This is a genomic window from Comamonas sp. GCA5 (genome assembly GCF_036541385.1).
Lineage (GTDB): Bacteria > Pseudomonadota > Gammaproteobacteria > Burkholderiales > Burkholderiaceae_C > Comamonas > Comamonas aquatica.
In genome coordinates, this window is sequence record NZ_JAZHFR010000020.1 from 26,016 (window position 1) to 47,267 (window position 21,252).

At 65.5% G+C, this 21,252-nt stretch carries 21 protein-coding genes and 1 tRNA gene; 12 read left to right on the forward strand and 10 right to left on the reverse strand.

Going from position 1 to position 21,252, the window contains the following annotated elements; all coding sequences use genetic code 11:
* Positions 1-45: 45 nt before the first annotated feature.
* The 7 genes from SJH88_RS07175 to SJH88_RS07205 all read right to left on the reverse strand — a co-directional run bounded on the left by SJH88_RS07175 (position 46) and on the right by SJH88_RS07205 (position 6,587).
* On the reverse strand, positions 46-927 hold the full coding sequence (locus SJH88_RS07175; RefSeq protein WP_042415000.1) for a cytochrome c oxidase subunit 3: 882 nt from the start codon (positions 925-927) through the stop codon (positions 46-48).
* A 56-nt stretch (positions 928-983) separates the two neighbouring features.
* Positions 984-1,184 (reverse strand): DUF2970 domain-containing protein, encoded by a 201-nt coding sequence (locus SJH88_RS07180; RefSeq protein ID WP_179954956.1) that lies wholly within the window; start codon positions 1,182-1,184, stop codon positions 984-986.
* Positions 1,181-1,786, reverse strand: a complete 606-nt coding sequence (locus SJH88_RS07185; protein WP_042415006.1) for a cytochrome c oxidase assembly protein — start codon at positions 1,784-1,786, stop codon at positions 1,181-1,183. The genes SJH88_RS07180 and SJH88_RS07185 overlap by 4 nt, the downstream gene beginning before the upstream one ends.
* 18 nt (positions 1,787-1,804) lie before the next feature.
* Positions 1,805-1,960 (reverse strand): cytochrome oxidase small assembly protein, encoded by a 156-nt coding sequence (locus SJH88_RS07190; protein ID WP_155895358.1) that lies wholly within the window; start codon positions 1,958-1,960, stop codon positions 1,805-1,807.
* A 4-nt stretch (positions 1,961-1,964) separates the two neighbouring features.
* Complete coding sequence (ctaD, locus tag SJH88_RS07195) at positions 1,965-3,596, reverse strand: cytochrome c oxidase subunit I (protein ID WP_042415009.1); 1,632 nt, start codon at positions 3,594-3,596, stop codon at positions 1,965-1,967.
* A gap of 35 nt (positions 3,597-3,631) precedes the next feature.
* Entirely contained in the window at positions 3,632-5,200 is a 1,569-nt protein-coding gene (gene coxB / locus SJH88_RS07200) for a cytochrome c oxidase subunit II (protein ID WP_045266286.1), read from the reverse strand.
* 478 nt (positions 5,201-5,678) lie between these two features.
* The gene (locus SJH88_RS07205; RefSeq protein WP_274754036.1) at positions 5,679-6,587 is read right to left on the reverse strand and encodes a class I SAM-dependent methyltransferase; all 909 of its coding nucleotides are present in this window, start codon (positions 6,585-6,587) and stop codon (positions 5,679-5,681) included.
* Positions 6,588-6,665: 78 nt separating this feature from the next.
* Between SJH88_RS07205 and SJH88_RS07210 the strand changes: the two genes are divergently transcribed.
* The 3 genes from SJH88_RS07210 to SJH88_RS07220 all read left to right on the forward strand — a co-directional run bounded on the left by SJH88_RS07210 (position 6,666) and on the right by SJH88_RS07220 (position 8,363).
* Positions 6,666-7,397, forward strand: coding sequence for a ComF family protein (locus SJH88_RS07210; RefSeq protein ID WP_274754037.1), 732 nt, complete (start codon positions 6,666-6,668; stop codon positions 7,395-7,397).
* A gap of 40 nt (positions 7,398-7,437) precedes the next feature.
* Positions 7,438-7,920 carry a tRNA (uridine(34)/cytosine(34)/5-carboxymethylaminomethyluridine(34)-2'-O)-methyltransferase TrmL gene (gene trmL, locus SJH88_RS07215; protein ID WP_154164585.1) on the forward strand — a complete coding sequence of 161 codons (483 nt, stop codon included), beginning with the start codon at positions 7,438-7,440 and terminating at the stop codon, positions 7,918-7,920.
* 149 nt (positions 7,921-8,069) lie between these two features.
* Positions 8,070-8,363 (forward strand): DUF4148 domain-containing protein, encoded by a 294-nt coding sequence (locus tag SJH88_RS07220; protein WP_274754038.1) that lies wholly within the window; start codon positions 8,070-8,072, stop codon positions 8,361-8,363.
* A gap of 48 nt (positions 8,364-8,411) precedes the next feature.
* Here the strand turns inward: SJH88_RS07220 and SJH88_RS07225 are convergent, their stop codons facing one another.
* Together SJH88_RS07225 and SJH88_RS07230 are read right to left on the reverse strand one after the other, a co-directional pair.
* Positions 8,412-8,882 (reverse strand): MaoC family dehydratase, encoded by a 471-nt coding sequence (locus tag SJH88_RS07225; protein ID WP_045266281.1) that lies wholly within the window; start codon positions 8,880-8,882, stop codon positions 8,412-8,414.
* Positions 8,883-9,029: 147 nt separating this feature from the next.
* Positions 9,030-9,668 carry a LysE family translocator gene (locus tag SJH88_RS07230; RefSeq protein ID WP_042415028.1) on the reverse strand — a complete coding sequence of 213 codons (639 nt, stop codon included), beginning with the start codon at positions 9,666-9,668 and terminating at the stop codon, positions 9,030-9,032.
* A gap of 67 nt (positions 9,669-9,735) precedes the next feature.
* Here SJH88_RS07230 and SJH88_RS07235 point away from each other — a divergent pair, with 67 nt between their 5' ends.
* Positions 9,736-10,224 (forward strand): DUF1841 family protein, encoded by a 489-nt coding sequence (locus SJH88_RS07235; RefSeq protein ID WP_274754039.1) that lies wholly within the window; start codon positions 9,736-9,738, stop codon positions 10,222-10,224.
* Between the two features lie 70 nt (positions 10,225-10,294).
* Here SJH88_RS07235 and SJH88_RS07240 read toward each other — a convergent pair whose 3' ends face one another.
* Positions 10,295-10,951 (reverse strand): c-type cytochrome, encoded by a 657-nt coding sequence (locus SJH88_RS07240; RefSeq protein WP_043381095.1) that lies wholly within the window; start codon positions 10,949-10,951, stop codon positions 10,295-10,297.
* A gap of 236 nt (positions 10,952-11,187) precedes the next feature.
* Here SJH88_RS07240 and SJH88_RS07245 point away from each other — a divergent pair, with 236 nt between their 5' ends.
* The 8 genes from SJH88_RS07245 to SJH88_RS07280 all read left to right on the forward strand — a co-directional run bounded on the left by SJH88_RS07245 (position 11,188) and on the right by SJH88_RS07280 (position 21,065).
* Positions 11,188-12,030 carry an AAA family ATPase gene (locus SJH88_RS07245; RefSeq protein ID WP_045266280.1) on the forward strand — a complete coding sequence of 281 codons (843 nt, stop codon included), beginning with the start codon at positions 11,188-11,190 and terminating at the stop codon, positions 12,028-12,030.
* Between the two features lie 100 nt (positions 12,031-12,130).
* A complete protein-coding gene (locus tag SJH88_RS07250; protein ID WP_274754040.1) occupies positions 12,131-12,379 on the forward strand; it encodes a hypothetical protein in 249 nt (82 codons plus the stop codon).
* A 25-nt stretch (positions 12,380-12,404) separates the two neighbouring features.
* The gene (locus SJH88_RS07255) at positions 12,405-13,031 is read left to right on the forward strand and encodes a GNAT family N-acetyltransferase (protein WP_274754041.1); all 627 of its coding nucleotides are present in this window, start codon (positions 12,405-12,407) and stop codon (positions 13,029-13,031) included.
* A 73-nt stretch (positions 13,032-13,104) separates the two neighbouring features.
* On the forward strand, positions 13,105-14,292 hold the full coding sequence (locus SJH88_RS07260; RefSeq protein ID WP_043381079.1) for a vWA domain-containing protein: 1,188 nt from the start codon (positions 13,105-13,107) through the stop codon (positions 14,290-14,292).
* A 4-nt stretch (positions 14,293-14,296) separates the two neighbouring features.
* Positions 14,297-16,159, forward strand: a complete 1,863-nt coding sequence (locus SJH88_RS07265; RefSeq protein WP_274754042.1) for an autotransporter assembly complex protein TamA — start codon at positions 14,297-14,299, stop codon at positions 16,157-16,159.
* 4 nt (positions 16,160-16,163) lie between these two features.
* Positions 16,164-20,237, forward strand: coding sequence for a translocation/assembly module TamB domain-containing protein (locus SJH88_RS07270; RefSeq protein ID WP_420921724.1), 4,074 nt, complete (start codon positions 16,164-16,166; stop codon positions 20,235-20,237).
* A 73-nt stretch (positions 20,238-20,310) separates the two neighbouring features.
* Positions 20,311-20,385: transfer RNA gene (locus tag SJH88_RS07275), tRNA-Arg, on the forward strand.
* A gap of 287 nt (positions 20,386-20,672) precedes the next feature.
* Positions 20,673-21,065, forward strand: coding sequence for a hypothetical protein (locus SJH88_RS07280; protein ID WP_274754044.1), 393 nt, complete (start codon positions 20,673-20,675; stop codon positions 21,063-21,065).
* Positions 21,066-21,252 lie beyond the last annotated feature (187 nt).

Below are 21,252 nucleotides of genomic sequence, written 5' to 3' on the forward strand. Positions count from 1 at the left end.
TTTTCAAAACTCCCTCCCGTGCCAGGGCGCCGGCCCTGGCGGCGTTCACATCCAGTAGACCAACACGTACAGGCCCAGCCAGACCACGTCCACAAAGTGCCAGTACCAGGCAGCGCCTTCGAAGCCAAAATGCCGCTCGGCCGTGAAATGACCGCTTTGCAGACGCAGGGTGATGAACAGCAGCATCAGCATGCCGACAAACACGTGCAAGCCGTGGAAGCCCGTCAGCAGGTAGAAGGTGGAGCCGAAGATGCCGGAGTTGAGCTTGAGGTTCAGGTCCGTGTACAGGTGGAAGTATTCATAGCCCTGCACGCACAGGAAGGTGATGCCCAGCAGCACCGTGAGCCACATGAAACCGATCGTCTTGGCGCGCTGCCCCAGGCGCAGGGCGTGGTGGGCGATGGTCAGCGTCACGCCGGAGGTCAGCAGCAGCGCGGTGTTGATGGTGGGCAGCCAGAACGGCCCCACGGTCTGGAAAGGCTCCACCGTACCGGCCGGCGAGGCCGTGGCCCCCGGCATGACGCTGGGCCAGACCGCCGAGAAGTTGGGCCACAGCAAGGCGTTGTCCAGGCTGCCCAGCGCAGGCACCGAGTGCGCCCGCCCCCACCACAGCGCGGTGAAGAAGGCGCCGAAGAACATGACTTCCGAGAAGATGAACCAGCTCATGCTCCAGCGGTAGGACAGGTCGATCTTGCGCCCGAACAGGCCGCGTTCGCTTTCCTGCGCGGCCTCGCGGAACCAGCGGAACAGCACCACCAGCCACCAGACCATGCCAAACAGCAGGCTCCACATGCCCCACTGGTGGTCGTTGATCCACATGCCGGCGCCCAGCACCACGAAAAACAGGCCAGCGGCCGCCCAGATGGGGTGGCCGGATTCGGCAGGCACAAAGTAGTACGGTGTGCTTGCAGTGTGCGGTGTCGCCATGTCAGCTCCTGTCATCACGCGTCAAAACGATTGCTCTTGCGGCCCTGCGCTGTGCGCTAGACCACCCAATTCACCACCCAGATCAACAACAGCACGAACGCAAAGATCGCCACCAGGCCCACGGCCACGATCTGCAGCGGCCGGACCTGCGCAGCGTCCTGCTGCCACTCGCTGCCTTTGCGCACCCCCAGCAGCGACCAGGCCACGGCCTTGATCGTGCGCCAGAACGAGGGCGAGGGATTGGGTGAGGTGCTCAAGACGCCCCCCCTGCTCCCGCGGCGGAGGCATTGGCCGCCACCGGCGCTGCGGGAATGCGCCCGCCCACCTCGAAAAAGGTGTACGACAAGGTGATGGTGGTCACATCCTTGGGAATGCGCGGATCGATCACGAAGGCCACGGGCCATTCCTTCTTCTCGCCCGGCGCCAGTTCGTACTGGTTGAAGCAGAAACACTCCATCTTCACGAAATGGGGTGCAGCCTGGCGCGGCGCATAGCTGGGCACGGCCTGCGCGGCCATGGCCCGGTCCTGCACGTTCTGGAACTCATACATCACCGTGGCCAGTTCGCCTGGATGCACCTGCAGGGAATGACGTTCGGGCTTGAAGTCCCAGGGGCCGCGCGCATTCGCGTCGAATTCCACCGTGATGGTGCGGCTGGTATCGACCTGGGTGTTGGCCGGCAACCGGCCCACAGCGCCGTTGCCGGGCACCTGGCGTTCGGAGATGCTGAGGATGTTGATGCCCAGCGCCTCGCACACATGGCGGTAGATGGGGATCAGCGCGTAGCCAAACGCAAACATGCCCACGGTGATCACCAACAGCTTGGTGACCATCTGCAGATTGGCGCGGCGCTTGTTCATCTCGGCACTCCGCAGCGGTCAGCCGCCGAGCAGGGCCATCTTGGCCACAAAGCCGACAAAGAAGGCCACGGCGATCGAGCCCAGAATCCAGCCCATGCGGGCATTGCGCTGGCGCTGCAGCATCCAGGCCTCGGTACGGTCGTCCATGGCATTGCGGTGCGTTGTCTTGGTCATGGTGTCATCCAATCACACGGGTGGCCGTGCTGTCCAGTTTGGGAGGTGTTTCAAACGTGTGGAAGGGCGCGGGCGAAGGCACTTCCCACTCCAGGCCCTCGGCGGCTTCCCAGGGTTTTTGCGGCGCCTTCTCCCCCTTGCCACGCATGGCAGGCAGGACCACGGCCACGAAGAAGTAGACCTGCATCAGACCAAAGCCGAAGGCCCCCACCGAAGCCACCGCGTTGAAATCGGCAAACTGCATGGGATAGTCGGCGTAGCGGCGTGGCATGCCGGCCAGCCCCAGGAAGTGCATGGGGAAGAAGGTGATGTTGAAGAAGATCAGCGAACCCCAGAAATGGATCTTGCCGCGCGTTTCGGAATACATCACCCCGGTCCACTTGGGCGACCAGTAGTAATAGGCCGCAAACATGGAAAACAACGAACCCGCCACCAGCACGTAGTGGAAGTGCGCCACCACGTAGTAGGTGTCCTGCAGCTGGATGTCGATGGGCGCCATCGACAGGATCAGGCCGGTGAAGCCGCCCATGGTGAACACGAAGATGAAGCCCACGGAGAACAGCATGGGCGTCTCGAAGGTCATGGAGCCACGCCACATGGTGGCCACCCAGTTGAAGATCTTCACAGCCGTGGGCACGGAGATCAGCATGGTGGAATACATGAAGAACAGCTGCCCCGTGACCGGCATGCCCGTGGTGAACATGTGGTGCGCCCAGACGATGAAGCTCAGGATGGCGATCGAGCTGGTCGCGTAGACCATGGAGGCATAGCCGAACAGCTTCTTGCGGCTGAAGGCCGGTACGATCTGGCTGATGATGCCGAAGGCCGGCAGGATCATGATGTAGACCTCGGGGTGGCCGAAGAACCAGAAGATGTGCTGGTACATCACCGGATCACCGCCGCCCGCGGGGTTGAAGAAGCTGGTGCCGAAATGGCGGTCGGTCAGCGTCATGGTGATGGCGCCGGCCAGCACCGGCATCACGGCGATCAGCAGGTAGGCGGTGATCAGCCAGGTCCAGGCAAACATAGGCATTTTCATCAGCGTCATGCCGGGCGCGCGCATGTTGAGGATGGTGACGATGATGTTGATCGAGCCCATGATGGAACTGGCACCCAGGATGTGCATCGCGAAGATGCTGGTGTCCATGGACGGGCCCATCTGCAGCGTCAGCGGCGCATACAGCGTCCAACCCGCAGCAGGCGCGCCACCGGGCATGAAGAACGAGCCCACCAGCAACATCCCTGCCGGCACCATCAGCCAGAAACTGAAGTTGTTCATGCGTGCGAACGCCATGTCGCTGGCGCCGATCTGCAGCGGCAGCATCCAGTTCGCAAAGCCCACGAAGGCCGGCATGATGGCCCCGAACACCATGATCAGGCCATGCATGGTGGTCAGTTGGTTGAACAGCTCGGGGTTGACCAGCTGCAGCCCGGGCTGGAACAGCTCGGCCCGGATCAGCAGGGCCAGCACGCCCCCCACCATCAGCATGGTGAAGCTGAACAGCAGGTACAGCGTGCCGATGTCCTTGTGGTTGGTGGCGTACAGCCAGCGGCGCCAGCCGGTGGGCGTGGCATGGTGGTGGTCACCGTGCGCATCGTGTGCCGCATCGTGAGAAGGTGGGTAAATGGCGCTCATCTACAGATCTCCCAATCGCTGTCTTGTGCTTGCACTCATTGCGCGGCCAGAATGTCGACGCGGCGGGCCTGGTCGCTCGCACCTGCACTGTCGGTGATGGTTTCGGGCTTGCGCAGCTCCAGGCGTTCCGGCGCAATCCCGGCCTCGGTCAACGCCTTGGCCACCGCCTGGGCGCGTTGCTTGGCCAGCTCCGCATTCACTTGCGCGCTGCCCGTGGCATCCACAAAGCCGGAGAGCACGATCTTCACATTCGGTTGCGCCGCCAACTGCTGGGCCGCCTGCCGGACAGTGGCCAGTGCCTGGTCGTCCAGGCTGCCCTGGCCCGTGGCAAAGAACACCTGGTAGGACTGGGCAGCCACGGAGGCCACAGGCTCGGCCGCAGCACCAGGGGCGGGGGCAGCGGGTGCCGCAGGGGCAGCAGTCCCGCCCTCAGGGAACTTGCCGGCACGTGCGGCGGTGAACTGGGCAGGCTGCACCGCCTCTCCGGTGTGGTTGCTCCAGTTGTTCTTGACGTAGGTGAGCACGGCAGCCAGCTCCACATCGCTCAGCTGCTTCCAGGAAGGCATGGTGCCATTCACCCGCCCTTCCAGCAGCACGTGCATCGGTTCCGCCAGCGAACCCTTGACCAGGGCACTGCCATCCAGCGGCTTGATGGGCCCCGCCCCCTTGCCGTTCGCCTGGTGGCAGGCGGCACAGTTGGCCGCATACACCTTGGCACCCCGCGCCACCAGCTCGTCCAGCTTCCACTCCTTGGTCGGGTCGTCGCGCTTGGCCGACGCCAGTTTCTGCTGCTGCTCCACCCAGGCCGCATACGCCGTGGCTTCCAGCACCTTCACGTGAATGGGCATGTAGGCATGCTCCTTGCCACACAGCTCCGCACACTGGCCGTAATAGTCCCCGGGCTTTTCCGCCTTGAACCAGGTGTCGCGCACAAAGCCGGGAATCGCATCCTGCTTGATGCCGAAGGCCGGCACCATGAAACTGTGGATCACGTCGTTGGCGGTGGTGATGATGCGCACCTTCTTGCCAACCGGCACGACCAGTGGGTTGTCAACCCGCAGCAGGTAATCGTTGGGGGCGTTCGAGAGATTGCCGCTGTCGGACATGGCGCGGTGGCTGCTGTCCAGGGTGGACAGAAAGCTCAGCCCCTCGCCGGGGCCCTTGAGGTAGTCATAGCCCCACTTCCACTGGTAGCCCGTCACCTTGATGGTCAGCTCGGCATTCGTCGTGTCCTTTTGCGCCACCAGCACCTTGGTGGCCGGCAGCGCCATCAGGATCACGATGATGAAGGGGATCACCGTCCACACCACTTCGACCGTGGCCGATTCGTGGAAGTTGGCCGCCTTGGCCCCCTGCGACTTGCGGTGCTTCCAGATGGAATAGAACATCACCGCAAACACGCCGACGAAGATCAGCACGCAGATGGACAGCATCATCCAGTGCAGGAAATGCTGCTCCTGTGCAATCCGTGTGACCGGTGGATGCAGGTTCAATTGCTTGACAGCGGGGCCACCGGGCAGGTCCTGGACGGCATACGCTGCCGTGGCCAGCCCGTATGTCGCGGCGGTGCACAGAGAAACCAGTCGAAAGATTCTGCTTTTCATACTTCTCACTTGCATCTAAGCCTCTGGAAATCCGTTGCCTGCGCTGGCCCGCACCACGGCGGTTCAGCCGGTGGGCACAGCGGTGCGATCAGGGCGCCTGGCGCGATGTGCCAAGCTGACTCAGACACAGTCTGCGCGACGGGTCGGCCGAAGCGCACAGGGATTTCAAGCAGAGCGAGGCACTGCGGCGACAACGTGCTGTAGGACGTTGCGCAGAAAGCGATCGGTGGAAGTGCCGGACACACGCACGCTGGCATGCACGGCGAAAAGAAACAAACACACTGCAGGCGGACGCGGGGGTTGCAATCCAGCCTGTCTGCAAGGCATAGCGACACACCAATTTTGTCTCCCTGATGGCCTTGGGCCGTTGGCTTTGCAATGCCCGGGCCTTGGCCCTGCGACAGTGCTTGCTATCAGTAGTTTGAAAAAATTGTAGTGTGCTTTGCGGTAAATCAAAGCAGCAAAAACGGCGTTTCGCCTATCGCAAACCCTGCTCCCGGCCTTGCTTGAGCATGCTGCGCATCTGGTCCAGCGAGACCGTGCTTTCGCCCTCCAGCGCCACGCGCGGCGCTGGCTTGAAGGCATGGCCATAGACCAGCTCAAACGTCAGGGCCAACTGCCCTTCGCTGTGTTCGACCCGCAGGTGCTGCCCCAGGGCCGCATGCAGCTGTGCTAGCCATGCACGGCCGCGCAAGCCGGCGAAGCGCTGGGGATGCAGGTTGCAGCCCAGCTCGCGCAGCTCTTGCAGCAGGCGCTCGGGGCTGGCAAAGGTCAGCGTGATGGTTTCCATGTCCATTACCGGCTCGGCAAACCCGGCATGCACCAGCATGTCGCCCCAATCGTGCATATCGGTCAGGTTGTGGCCTGCAGCCGGCCAGCCAAGCTGCTGGTACAAGTCCCGCATTTCCTTGACCGTGTCGGGCCCCAGGCAGGAAAACATCACGAAACCATCGACTGCCAGGGCCTGGTGCCACTGCTGCAGCATGTCCTCGGGGCGGGACTGGGTGTGCAGCAGCATGTTGGCCCACAGCAGGTCCACACTGCCAGCCGGTGGCTGGCCAACCACGGTTTTGGCGCCCGCCCAGCGGTCGGGGCTCCACCAGGGCTTGGACCAGCGCGCCTGGGCAGCGGCCTGCATGCGCGGCGCCGTTTCCACCACATAGCAGGTGGCCTGAGGATAGCGCTGCGCCACCGCATCGTGGGCCTGCAGACCGCCCCGCACCGGCTGCCAGTCGCACCACCGCTGGGGCGTGCGGCGGATCCATTGCAGGCGGTCCTCCATCCGGCGCCCCACCTCCTCGTGCAACCAGGGGGACTGCACAGGCGCTGCCTGGTGCCAGCGCGCAGCGGCAACGGGATCGATGGTGGGGGGCAGGTTTTCAGACATGCAAAGGCCAATACACAAAAAGCACCCCTCCGCCACACGGCATCGCGGCCCAAGGGAACGCGGCAGTATATTGATTCCATGCAACTGCGCTGGCCAGCATGGCTATCCCGTTTGGCGCCTGCGGCGCTGTCGCTTCCCAGCCAATGCGGGGCCTGCCGCGCCTGGCCCTGCCGCGATGTGCTGTGCCAGTCCTGCTGGCAGCGCTTTCACCACACGCCACGGCGCTGTACGGGCTGCGCACTGGCACTGCCAGGCATCGCCGCAGAGCGCCCACGCTGCGGCCAGTGCCTGCAGCACCCGCCACCCTGGGTGCAAGCCCATGCCTGGTGCGATTACAGCTACCCCTGGCAGACGCTGATCACCCACTGGAAGCTGGGCCAGCAGCCCGGCCTGGCCCGGCACCTGGCCGGCTGGATGCAGCAAGCCCCCGACATCGCCCAGGCCGTGGCGCAGGCCGAGCTGCTGGTGCCCATCCCGCTGTCGAGCGAGCGCCTGCGCACGCGGGGCTACAACCCGGCGGCGCAGTTGGTGCAGCACCTGGGCGCCGCACGCCACAAACAGTTGCTGGCCGCCCTGGTGCGCACCCGGGACACCCCGACCCAGCGCGGGCTGACACGGGCCCAGCGCCTGCGCAACCTGCGCCAGGCGTTTGCCGTGCCGCAGGCGCATCTGGCAGTAATTGCGGGCCGGCACATCCTGCTGGTGGACGATGTGATGACCACCGGCGCCACCTTCGCCAGCGCCAGCCAGTGCCTGCTGCAGGCGGGCGCCGGCAGCGTCAGCGTGCTGTGCCTGGCGCGCACAGCGTGAGCGCCCCAGGGACAAGGCCAAAAGCGGACAATACGCCGCCATGTTTCATATCGTTCTTGTCGAACCCGAAATCCCGCCCAACACGGGCAACGTGATCCGCCTGGCGGCCAACACAGGCTGCCAGCTGCACCTGATCGAGCCCCTGGGCTTCTCCATGGAAGACCGCCACATGCGCCGTGCCGGGCTGGATTACCACGAGTACGCGCGCGTGCAGCGCCATGCCGACTGGCAGAGCTTCCTGGACCGCATGCAGCCGGCGCGTGACCGCATGTTTGCCATGACGACCCATGGCAGCCAGCCCACGCATGCGCTGCAGTTCCAGCCCGGCGACTGGTTCGTGTTCGGCTGCGAGACGCGCGGCCTGGCGCCGCAACTGCGCGAGTCCTTTCCCACCACCCAGCGCCTGCGCCTGCCCATGCTCGAAGGCCAACGCAGCCTCAACCTGTCCAACGCCGTGGCCGTGACCGTGTTCGAAGCTTGGCGCCAGAACGGCTTCATGACCCCGCAAGGGCCAGCCCGCTGACCCGCCGATTGCGCGATTAGATCGATTTTCGCGACAGTGTGTTCGCCAAAACAGGAGCAATAAACACTGAACTGACAACGTCTGCTTCCGCTCTATCCCCTGTGCGCTGTGAAAGCGCAGTTTTTGTCACAGGAATGAAAGGAAAGAAGATGTTTGCCATTCGCACCATGGGTGTTGTGATTGCCCTGTCCGCCACTGCGGCTTTTGCCGGCGACCAGACCCTGCTACGCGCCGACGAGGTCAGCCTGCAGTCCGGTCTGACCCGCGCCGAGGTGATTGCCGACTACCAGGCCGCCCGCGCGGCCGGACGGATCGCCGAAGGCGACGGCAACGTGCTGCGCCCCGATGAGGCCCAAGCCCGCTCCACGCTGACCCGTGAGGCAGTGATCGCCGACTTCCAGGCCGCACGGGCTGCAGGGCAGATCCCCAGCGGCGACCAGTAACGGGTGCGCCCACTGCAGCGGCCAGGCTGCTGCAGCCTGTCGCGCCGCCTAGGCGCCCATCGGCGCGCCGTAGCTGCGCGACAGCGATTCGGCCACGCACACGGGTTTGTCGCCCCCCTCGCGCTCCACGGTCACCAGCCAGGTGATCTGGACGCTGTCCGGGCCCACGGGATCGACCGCCTGCACCACCACCCGGGCACGCACGCGGCTGCCCACGGGCACGGGAGCGGGAAAGCGCACCTTGTTCAAGCCGTAGTTCACCCCCATGGTGGCGCCCGCAATGTGCACCGCCTGGCTGAAGAACAGCGGCAACAACGACAGGGACAAGAAGCCATGCGCAATCGGCGCACCAAACGGGCCTTGCGCGGCACGGACGGGGTCAACGTGGATCCACTGGTGATCGCCCGTGGCATCGGCGAACAGATTGACCTGCTCCTGGGTGATGGTGGTCCAGTCGGTGACGGCGACCTCCTGGCCTGCGCAGGCACGCAGTTCGGCGTAAGAGTTGAAGGTTTTCATGCCTTCAATCTAGGAAGCCTGGGTGCAGCCGTCAGTCGGCCCAGCGACAGGGGTTGACCCGTAGAAATTTGTATGAAATCGGCCTTTAGCGCTTATCCAGCAAGCGCTGGAAGCTATCTTTTCAGATCCAGCACAGCCGCCCCAGGATTACCCGGAGTGGCCCGAGCGCTGCACAAAGAACAGGCCCAGACCCACCAGCATCAGCAAACCGCCAAAGATGCGGTTCTGCCAGCGCACCGCCTCCGCGCTGCGCATCCAGCGGCGCAGGGCGCTGGCACTGGCGGCATAACCATGCATGACCACCGTGTCGACGGCCAGGCAGGTGATCGACATCACCAGCAACTGCTGCCACAGCGGGCGCTGTGCCGTCAGGAACTGCGGCAGCACCGCCACCATGAAGATGATGCCCTTGGGATTGGTCGCGTTCGTCAGGAACCCGGCCAGGGTCCGCTGGCGCCAGGGCATCGGGCTGGCCTGCAGGTAGCCCACATCCACGCCGTTGCCCACGCTGCGCCACTGGCTCCAGCCCAGGTAGATGAGGTAGCACGCGCCCAGCACCTTGACCGCGGTGAAGGCCACATCCGACGCAATCAGCACCGCCCCGACGCCGCCCCCGGCAACCAGCAAAATCAGCAGCAGGCCCAGTTGCAGGCCGCCAATCGTGGCCGACGTCTGGCGCACGCCATAGGCCAGGCCATGGCTCATCGACAGCACGGCCCCCGAGCCCGGAGAGATGGCGATGAACACGCACGCCGAAAAAAATGCCAACCACGTCTGAAATTCCATCTGCCACTGCCTGTCTGGGGGCGCCATGCCCGAAAGGCGGTGATCTTAAGCCGACACGCAGGAGCGGATGGCCCCCGGGGGACAGGTCTCGACCGCCCATGCTACGCTGCCGGCCATCATGCTTTTCAACCCCACGCAAGCCGATGTGCGCCGCTTTTTCTGCAGCGTGCGCAGCAAAATGAAGAATGACGCCCCGATGGAGGCGATCGAGACCCTGGCCAGCCTGTGGATCGCGGAGCACCCCGAGTACTTCGCGGAACTGGACGACGTGGACGCCGCCGTGCAGCGCAACTACGACCTGGAGCCGGACCGCACCAACCCCTTCCTGCACCTGTCCATGCACCTGTCCATCAGCGAGCAGTGCAGCATCGACCAGCCGCGTGGTATCCGCCAGGCCGTGGAACTGCTGGCCAAACGCCGCACGGACCTGCACACCGCCCACCACGAGACCATGGAATGCCTGGGCCAGATGCTGGCCGACAGCCAACGCCACGGTCACCCGCCCGACGGCAACCAGTACGTGGCCGCCGTGCAGCGCCGCGCTACGCGCGACTGAACACCAGCCACACACCACCAAAAAAGGCCCGCATCCGCGGGCCTTTGGGTTCACGGGCACGACTCCCCGGTCAGCGGAAATGGGCCTGTGGCACGGTCTGCAGGTCGCCGGGCAGCTTGCCGATGTAGTTGGCCAGTTGCTTCAGCTCCTGGTTGCTGAACTGCTGGGCAATCGGCGCCATGATGCCGTTGCTGCGGCCCACATGGGGGTTGTTGGTGGTCTTGTACTGCTTCAGGGCCACATACAGATAATCGGGGTGCTGGCCCGCCACCTTGGGGTAGCTGGGGTCGATCGGCTTGGCAAAGCCCTGTCCATGGCAGCTGAAGCAGGCCCCCTTCTCGATCAGGGCCGCCACCTGGGCCGGCGGGTCATGCGGCTGGGCGGGGCTGGCGGATGGCGTGGTGTGGGCCTGGTAATAGGCGGCCACATCGGCGATGTCCTGGTCACTCAGGGACTGCGCCACGGCGCGCATGGACGGGTGGCTGCGGTCCCCCTTGCGGTAGGCCTCCAGCGCGGAAGCGATGTAGGCCGCCGACTGGCCGGAGATCTTGGGCACCTTGTGCACCTCCGGAAAACTGGCCTGGTAGCCGGCGATGCCATGGCAGCCGATGCACATGGCCACCTTGCCTGCCCCCGCCTGGGGATTGCCTTGCACAGCCTGCGCGGAGGCGGACGACGTCGCACAAGCGACAAACATTGCAAACACCGTGGTCCATGTTTTCATCATTTTGTGCACACAATCCTTTGCAAATTCAGCCTGGGATCTGCTTGGAGACACTGGCACCGCCCGGCACACCGACAATGTGCGCTGGCAGCGAAGTCCCTGGACGCTGGCCGTACCCGCAAGTACGCCCGATCCAGGTGCTCACGCCGCCAGGGTGGCGCGAATGGCTCCCATGGGTCAAACCATTATGAAAGCAGCTGTCAAGGCCCCACATCAATGTTTACGCTGATACCAAGCCCATGAAATTCCAAGGTTCCGACAACTACGTGGCCACGCAAGACCTGATGCTGGCTGTGAACGCCACCATCCAGTTGCAACGCCCCCTGCTAGTCAAGGGCGAGCCCGGCACCGGCAAGACCATGCTGGCCGAGGAAGTGGCCGCCGCGCTGGACATGCCACTGCTGCAGTGGCACATCAAGTCCACCACCAAGGCCCAGCAGGGCCTGTATGAATACGACGCCGTCAGCCGCCTGCGCGATTCGCAGCTGGGCGACGAGAAGGTCAAGGACATCCAGAACTACATCGTCAAGGGCGTGCTGTGGCAGGCCTTCACCGCCGACCGTCCGGTGGCCCTGCTGATCGACGAAATCGACAAGGCCGACATCGAGTTCCCCAACGACCTGCTGCGCGAACTCGACCGCATGGAGTTCTACTGCTACGAGACGCGCGAGATGGTCCGCGCCAAGCACCGCCCGCTGGTGTTCATCACCTCGAACAACGAAAAGGAACTGCCCGACGCCTTCCTGCGCCGCTGCTTCTTCCACTACATCAAGTTCCCCGAAGCGGAGACCATGCGCCAGATCGTGGCCGTGCACTTCCCCACGCTCAAGGGTGACCTGCTCAGCGCCGCGCTCAAGACCTTCTACGATGTGCGCGGCCTGCCCGGCCTGAAGAAAAAGCCCTCGACCAGCGAGCTGATCGACTGGCTCAAGCTGCTGGTGGCCGAGGACATTCCGCTGGAAGCGCTGCAGTCGCCCGACCAGAAGGTGTCCGTGCCGCCGCTGGTGGGTGCCCTGCTGAAGAACGAGCAGGACATGAGCCTGTTCGAGAAGCTGGTGTTCATGAACCAGCGCAACCGCTGACACCGCACTGACAGCCCTGCTGCAGGCTTGCCCCGATGCGCAAAACCGCCGTTTGTCCTAACTTTGCAGTTTTGACCACAACGAATTGGGGAGACTGACCATGGCTTCTGCGCAAAAAATGCTGCTCGAAGGGGTGTCCGACGCCGTCTGCTTTGTCCTGGGCGCGCTCGCCGGCTACGGCCTGGGCCAGGCCGTGGGCATCGACATCTTTGCCGATGGCTACAACGGCGCCGGCATCGTGGGCATCCTGATGGTCGGCCTGGGCGGTGGCGCGGGCCTGCACATCGCCCGCATCTGGCGCGGACGCCAGCAAGCCAAAGACCGATTGAAAGAAGCCGAGGCCGATTGACCTCCCCCTCCCTGTCCCCCCTGCCATGCCTGATGCACTGACTGCCACACCGTTTGCGCCCCCCGTCCCGTTGCAAGACTGGGGCCTGCGCCTGGAACCCCTGAGCCTGGCGCACACCGCCGGCCTGCAAGCGGCGGCCGCCGACGGGGAGCTGTGGCAGCTGCGCGTCACCTGGGTCCCGCGCCCCGAGGAAACCACCGCCTACATCCAGCTGGCGCTGGACATGCAGGCCCAGGGCACGCGCTGCCCCTACGCCGTACTGGACGCGGCCAGCGGCCGGGTGCTGGGCACCAGCAGCTACCACGACATCGTGCCCGCCGTGCAGCGCCTGGAGATCGGCTACACCTGGTACGCCGCCAGCGTGCAGCGCAGCCACGTCAACACCGCCGCCAAGCTGCTGCTGATGCAGCACGCCTTCGGCCCCCTGGGCTGCGCCGTCGTAGGCTGGCGCACCGACATCCTGAACACGCGCAGCCAGCAGGCCATCGCCCGCCTGGGTGCGCAGCGCGACGGCGTGCTGCGCCACCACACCCTGCGCCGCGACGGCAGCGTGCGCGACACGGTGATGTACAGCATGCTGGCCGCAGAATGGCCGGCGGCCCACACGCGCCTGCTTGAAAAACTGAAGCAGCTTGCGCCTGGTATTGCTTGATTTCAGGCATAAAAGCCCTTGAAACACAGTAAACACCTGCGCTGACAGCTTCATTTTTTGAAAGCCCTTTGCCATGCTGATCGACTTTTTCTACACTTTGCGCGCCGCCAAGCTGCCGGTTTCGGTCAAGGAATACCTGATGCTGCTGGAGGCGCTGCAGGCCGGCGTGGTCGGCCCGCGCAGCGAGGACGGCTGGAGCCTGGACGACTTCTACTTCCTGGCGCGCACCACCCTGGTCAAAGATGAAAAGCACTTCGACAAGTTCGACCGCGCCTTCGCCGCCTACTTCAAGGGCGTGGAGATGGTGGCCGACTTCAAGAAGGAGCTGCCCGAGGAATGGCTGCGCAAGCTGCTGGACAAGGAACTGACCGACGAGCAGAAGGCCGCCCTGCAGAAGATGGACTGGGACGAGCTGATGGAGACGCTGAAAAAGCGCCTCGAAGAGCAAAAAGGCCGCCACGAAGGCGGCAACAAGTGGATCGGCACTGGCGGCACCAGCCCCTTTGGCCACGGCGGCTACAACCCGCAGGGCGTGCGCATCGGTGGCCCCGGCAAGAACCGCAGCGCCGTCAAGGTCTGGGAGCAGCGCGCCTACCGCGACTACGACGACACCCAGGAGCTGGGCACACGCAACATCAAGGTGGCGCTGCGCCGCCTGCGCAAGTTCGCACGCCAGGGCAGCCACCTGGAGCTGGACCTGCCCGACACCATCCGCAGCACCGCGGCCAACGCCGGTTGGCTGGACATCAAGATGGTGCCCGAGCGCCACAACAACGTGAAGGTGCTGCTGCTGATGGACGTGGGCGGCACCATGGACGACCACATCCAGCGCGTGGAGGAGCTGTTCTCGGCGGTCAAGAGCGAGTTCAAGCACCTGGAGTTCTATTACTTCCACAACTGCGTTTACGACTTCATGTGGAAGAACAACCGCCGCCGCTTTGCCGAGAAGTTCGACACCTGGGACATCATCCGCAAGTACAACAAGGACTACAAACTGATCTTCGTGGGCGACGCCACCATGAGTCCTTACGAAATATTGCAACCTGGCGGCAGCGTGGAATACCACAACGAGGAACCCGGCGCCGAATGGCTGCAAAGGCTGACCCACGCCTTTCCCCAGCACGCCTGGATCAATCCGGAGCCGCAGGGGGTCTGGGAATACCGGCAGAGCATCGACATCATCCGGCGCCTGATCGGCGATCGCATGTACCCCCTGACTTTGAAAGGACTGGAGGAATCCATGAGGCTGCTGTCAAAATGAATCCATGCTCAAGCCTTTTCCTGCAAACACGCCGGCCTTGAGGCCGGCGTTTTTGTTGGCCAGCGTGCTGCTGCTCAGCGGTTGCAGCCTGCTGTCCAAGAACCCGATCGACGATGCCAGCGGCAACGGCCCTCCCAGTTTCGAGCTCGAAGTCGAAGCGCCCAGCGACGTGCGCGAGCTACTGCTGCAGCACATGGAGCTGCAGCAGTACCGCCGCCTCAGCGACCTGCGCCGCAGCGAGCTCAGCCGCCTGCTCGGCGCGGCCGACGCCAACATCCGCAGCCTGCTGGGCACCCTGGGCTATTTCTCGCCCACCATCGAACTGCAACTGATCGAACCCCCCAGCGGCAGCGACACCCCGCGCAAGGTGCGCGTGCAGGTGGAGCCCGGCCCCGCCACCATCGTGCGCAGCACACAGATCAGCTTCAGTGGCACCAACGCCGAGGACCCCTCAGGCCGCGGGATGCGCGAAGGCATCCGCCGGGATCTGGAACGCTTCAACGGCGAACGCTTCAGCCAGTCGGCCTGGAGCAATGCCAAGAACGAGGGCGTGCGCCGCCTGCAAAACCGCCGCTACCCCACGGCCAGTCTGGTGGACAGCCGCGCCGACATCGATGCCGACCTCAACGAGGCCGAGCTGCGCATGGACTATGCCCCGGGCCCGGCCTATTCCTTCGGCCCCCTGGTGATCCAGGGCGCCGAGCGCTACAATCCGGCGGGACTGATTCGTCTGGCCCGCCTGCCAGTGGGCGAGGAATACCGCCAGACCACGCTGCTCGAGACCCAGCAGCGCCTGGCCAACAGCGGCTACTACGACTCGGTGTTCCTGACCCTGGCCACCGAGGTCGCCCAGCCGGGCGACACCGAGGTGCAGGCCCCGGTGATCGCCGAGGTGCGCGAGGCCAAGCTGCAAAAGTGGATCTACGGCCTGGGGGTCAGCACCGACACCGGGTTTCGCTTTTCCATCGACCACACCCACAACCGCGTGCCCTACCTGGGCTGGCGCGCCCAGAGCAAGCTGCAACTGGACCAGAAGAACCCGCTGCTGTCCACGCGCCTGACCTCGCTGCCCGACTACAGCGGCTGGAACTACTTCGTCGGCGCCAAGGCCGCCCGCGAGGAGCTGGCCGACTACATGGCCAACAGCGCCACCCTGGTCGCCGGCCGCAGCAAGAGCGAGGACAAGATCGACCGCGGCTACTACCTGCAGTACGACATGGCCAAGGCCCAGGGCGACGGGGCACCACCGTCGAGCTCGTCCATCACGCTCAACTATGGCTGGACGGGCCGCTACTTCAACAACCCGACCAACCCCACGCGTGGCTACGGCCTGGGCTGGGAAGTGGGCGCGGGCAACACCATCACCCCCGAGCGCAAGCCCTTTGGCCGCATGGCGGCGCGCTGGCTGTACTACCTGCCGCTGGAACGCGCCGAGGGCGACACCGGCCGCCGCAGCCGGCTGGCCTTTCGCGCCAACGGCGGCGCCGTGATTGCCAACGGCAACACGGTGGTGCCCATCACCCAGCTGTTCCTGTCGGGCGGTGACACCACCGTGCGCGGCTACAGCTACCAGAGCATTGGCGCGCGCACCGACAACGGCAAGCTGATCGGTGGCCGCTACATGGCCTCGGGCAGCGTCGAATGGCAGCGCCCCATCACGGTGGCCGGCAACCGCAGCGACTGGGAGCACGCCACCTTCGTCGATGCCGGCACGGTCACGGACGCGCTGGACACCTACACCGTGTTTGTCGGTGTGGGCACCGGCATCCGCTGGCGCAGCCCCGTGGGCCCGCTGCAGGCGGATCTGGCCTACGGCCTGGAAACCAAGAAGGTGCGCCTGCACCTGCGCCTGGGCTTCAATTTCTGATTCCATGCAAGAACGGCAAGAACCTACCCTCGCTCCGGCGTCGTCCCCCCCCGCAGCGGCGGCACCAGTCCCCCCGCGTTGCCGCCGCCGCTGGTTGCGCCGACTGCTGTGGACCCTGGCCCTGTGCCTGATCACCCTGTCCAGCCTGCTGGGCCTGGCCTGGTGGTGGTCAGGCCAGAGCGACTCCCTGGCGCGCACCCTGGCCCGCGTGGCCAGCTGGATGCCGGCCGACCAGAAACTGGAAGCCGACGGCATCGAAGGCAGCCTGCGGCACGGTGGCCGCATCGACTTGCTGCGCTGGACCAGCCCGGCGCTGCAGGTCGAGATCAAAGGCGCCGACATCGCCTGGCGCCTGCAGCCGCTGCTGCAGCGCGAGCTGCGCTTCGGCAAGGTGAACATGGACGAGCTGCGCATCCGCAGCACCCCCCAGCCCGAGGACGACACCCCGCCCACGCCGCTGCAGTCGCTGCTGCTGCCGGTGCGCATCGACGTGCCGATGCGCATCGAGCGCCTGGTCTGGGAAGGCCCGCCGGAAACCGTGGTCACCGAACTGCAGGGCCACTACGCCTACACCGGCAGCCACCACACGCTGAAAGTCAGCAGCCTGCGTTACGCGCAAGGCTTCTACGAAGCTGACCTGCGCCTGCAGGCGGCCGCCCCGATGGCCCTGCATGCCGAGCTGCGGGGCACGGTCAAGGCCCCGCTGCCCCAGCAGGACGACCAGTTCCTCTACATCACGGCCAAGGCCAGCGTGCAAGGCACCCTGGCCACCGAGGCCGCGCGCCTGGAAATCACCGCCCAGGCGGGCACGGCCACCCCGGCTGCCAGCCAGGACACCGGCCTGGCCGCCGACATCCGCGCCACCCTGCAGCCCTGGCGACCCCAGCCGCTGGAAGCGGCACAGGTGCAGCTGCGCCATGTGGACGCGGCCCTGTTCCTGCCCGATGGTCCCCGCACCGACCTGAACGGCACGCTGCAGGCCGGCCCCGAGGGCGAGGGCTGGCAACTCCAGGCCGACCTGCACAACCGCCTGCCCGGCCCCTGGGACCGGCAGGCCCTGCCGGTGCGGGCCTTGAGCGCCGACCTGCGCTTTGACGGCCTGCACACCTGGCTGCTGCAGGGCGCCCGGATCGATCTGGGCACCACCGGCGAAGGCCAGCTGCAGGCCCAGGCCCGCTGGGATGCCCAGGCGCAGACGGTGGAAGGCACGGTCAAACTGGCGGGCGTCAACCCCGCCGACCTGTACAGCACGCTGGAGGCCGCCCCCATTGCGGGCACGCTGCAGGCACAGACCGATGCTGCGCAGCGGGTGCAGTTCGCACTGAACCTGCAGTCTGCACGCGCCCGCCATCCGGGGGCCCTGCGCCTGGAGTCGGCCCGTGCACAAGGCAGCTGGCAAGCCCCGCTGCTGCAGGTGCGCGATGTCCAGATCCAGGCGCTGCAGGGCCTGCTGCAGACCCGGTCGCTGGACATCCGCACCGACACCCAGCACCTGCAAGGCCAGCTGGAGCTGCAGGTACCCGGCACCCGTGCCCAACTGGCCCTGGATGCCGGCCCCGACAGCGGCCAGGGCAAGCTGCAGTTGCAGATCACGGAGGCCCAGCAGCTGGGCCAGTGGCTGTCGCGCCTGCCCCTGGGCCGTGATCCGCTGGCGGGTGCCAGCCTGCAGGGCCAGGCCCAGCTGGAGCTGGCGTGGCAAGGCGGCTGGAACAAGCTGCAGCAACGCCTGCTCAACCCGGCCGCCGCCCAGCAGGCCAGCGGTTTGCGGCTGCAGGGCCAAGTGCAGGCACGCGCGCTGCGCTACACGCCAGAGCACGGCACGGCCAGCCTGCTTCAGCAGTTGCAGCTGAGCCTGTCCGGCACGCCGGAAAACCTGCAGCTGCAGACCGAGGCCCAGCTGCAATCGGGAACCCAGACCCTGTCGCTGGACACCGCGCTGACCGCCGGACTCTTGCAGGCCCAGGGGGCCGCACCGATGGACTGGCAGGCCCGCATCCAGGCCCTGTCCGTCCGCTGGAGCCCGACCGGCAAGGCCGACGCCACCTGGCAGGCCCAGCTGGCCGCGCCGCTCAGCGCCAGCCAGCGCACCACCGGCAACCCGGTGCGCACCGCCCGCATCCAGGCCAGCGAAGGACGCCTGGTGGTCACCGCCCCCGCCAGTGCCGGGGCCCAGAACGCCCACCTGACCTGGTCACCCGTGCTGCTGCGCCAGGCCGGCAATGGCAGCTGGGGGCTGCAAAACCAGGGCCGGCTGGAAGGCCTGCCCCTGGCCTGGGTGGATGCACTCAGCCCCAACCCACAGCAGCCCCTGCTGGCGGCAGCGGGCATTGGGGGCGACCTGGTGGTCCAAGGGCATTGGGACATCGACAGCACCGGGCGTGCGCTGCGCGCCGACGTCGTGCTTGAACGGGCCAGCGGGGACATCCGCCTGTCGGTGGAAGACAGCGAGGCGGCCCCGGTCACCGTGGTGCGCAGCAGTGGCGCCAGCGAGGTCAACCCCGATTCCGGCCAGATGCAATCGCGCGCGCTGCTGACCAGCCGCGGCATGCGCACGCGCCTGCAGGACCTGCGCCTGCAGATCGGCGCCCAGGGCACTGACGTGCGCACGCAACTGACCTGGAATTCCGAGCGCGCCGGCCAGTTCCAGGCAGATGTGCGCAGCCAGTTGCGCCAGACGGCCGCAGGCCTGGCCTGGCCGGAGACGGCCCCCCTGTCAGGCACCCTCAAGGCCAGCATGCCCAACATCGGCCTGTGGGCCTTGTTCGCCCCGCCCGGATGGCGCGTCAGCGGCAGCCTGAATGCCGACGTCACGCTCTCCGGCACCCGCAGCGCGCCGCAGTGGAGCGGTGTGCTCAGCGCCGACCAGTTGAGCATCCGCTCCCTGCTGGACGGCGTGAACTTGCGCGAGGGCCGCCTGCGCGCCAAGCTGCAGGGCACGCGGCTGGACCTGACCGAGCTGTTCTTCAAGGGCGGCGAGGGCAGCAGCACGCGCATCCTGGGGCAAAGCGGCAACCTCACCCAGGCACCCAAGGACGGCGGCACGCTGACCGGCAGCGGTTTCGTGGAATACAACCCGCAGGCTGGCGAAGGCCGCTCCGGCATGCGCATGGACATCCGCACCGTCGCCGAGCGCCTGCAGGTGCTGATCCGCGCCGACCGGCAGGTCAGCGTCAGCGGCAACCTGCAAGCCGCGATACAGGAAGGCCAGGTCACCTTGCGCGGCGGTCTGAAGGTGGACCGCGCCACCATCATCCTGGCCGACAGCTCGGCCCCGACCCTGGACGATGACGTGCACGTGCATTCCGCCGCCAGCCGCAAGGCCGCGCAGGAGAAGGCCGAGCAGGCTGCCCGGCAGGCCCAGGCCCCCGGCACGGTGCGGGCGGTGCGCCCACCGGACATCCAGGTCAGCATCGACCTGGGCAACGACTTTGCCCTGCAAGGCTATGGCATCACCACCCGCCTGGAGGGACAACTGCAGGTGGCGAACGGACCACGCATCACCGGGGAAGTGCACACCGTGAATGGCCGCTACCGCGCCTGGGGCCAGGCCCTGGACGTCGAAAAAGGCACCGTGCGCTTCAGCGGGCCGTATGCCAACCCGGCCATCGACATCACCGCCATCCGCCCGAACATCGCGGTGCGGGCGGGGGTCAAGGTCACGGGCAGTGCCAACCGTCCCCTGGTCACGCTGTTTTCGGATCCCGACATGTCGGACGCGGAAAAGCTGTCCTGGGTCGTCATGGGCCGCAGCGCCGCCACCAACGGCGCGGAAACCGCATTCCTGCAACAGGCAGCGCTGGCCCTGCTCAGCGGCGGCAACACGGGCGGCAACTTTGCCGGGCAGCTGGGGCTGGACGAGGTGGGCTTCAAGGGCCCCAGCGACGATGGCACCGAGGGTGCGGCCGTCACCGTGGGCAAGCGCCTGTCCAAGGATTTGTACGTCGCCTATGAGCAAAGCCTGTCGGGCGCCATGGGGACGCTGTACATCTTCTACGACTTGTCGCGCCGCCTGACCCTGCGGGGACAGACGGGGGTACAAACCGCCGTGGACCTGATCTACACCCGCAGCAAGGACTGATCCGCAGCGGCGGGGCTGGCATGCACGGTTTGACCGTCAGCCCCGCAGGCAACACTTACAATACCGCCCGCGTCCCCTTGTAGTTCAATGGATAGAACGGACCCCTCCTAAGGGTCAGATACAGGTTCGATTCCTGTCGGGGGGACCACATTTAAGGCCGTAAGCGTCCATCAGCTTCCGGCCTTTTTTGTTTTCCACTCTGTAGAGCGCATTTTAAAGTCCATCAAAGTCCGCTGAAGTTCGCCACCATCCGGGGGCATCTGGGGGCACATTTTCAAAAAGTGGGGGCACATTTCTAAAGCCCCGCTTTCTGCACCCAAGCCTTCACTGCCCCTTCTCATTGCATGGGGCCGCGAGCTGTTGGCGAAGGCACGGAGAACAGCAAGACTGCGTCCGATACCTTTGCTACGATGCGGCCAGATTGGAGACGTCTTTATGTTCGACTGGCTTCGCCAGCTATTGCTTAACGCCAAAGCACGCCGGGAGTTGCTAGAAGTATTGGAGCATCAGGCACAGGCGGCGAAGGAGCAGTTAAACGAATCGCTGCTATTGGCCCATACCGCAACACACCCTGAGACGAAAGTTACGCGCCTGGAGTTTGCGAAATCCAAATTTGCCGAGTTGCAAACCATTGCCGCAGAACATCCCAGGATGCGCCTCACCAACGAGCAAGAAGTCGACGCCGCCATCAAGCTGCTGGAGGAAGAATTTGCTCAGGCTGGCTATTACGCGATGGCGGAGGCCAGGCGCAGACAGTCTGTGTCTGCGCATGTCAATCTCAGCCAAGAAGCTGAAAAGCTGCTTGCAATCAACCGTGAACGGCGATGAGGTGTGATGCCTCAATGCACCAAGCCCGCGACAGAGGGCTGGGTTGTTGGGTGCCAGTTCTGACTTAGAACGTGTTTACGATCCTTCTATGACTCGACAATAGCCGAGTGAAGAGAAAGCCCTACGCCAGCGACGTCAGCAGAGAGAAGTTTGCGCAGATCGAGCCGCTGCTGCGCAGCGTGCGGCG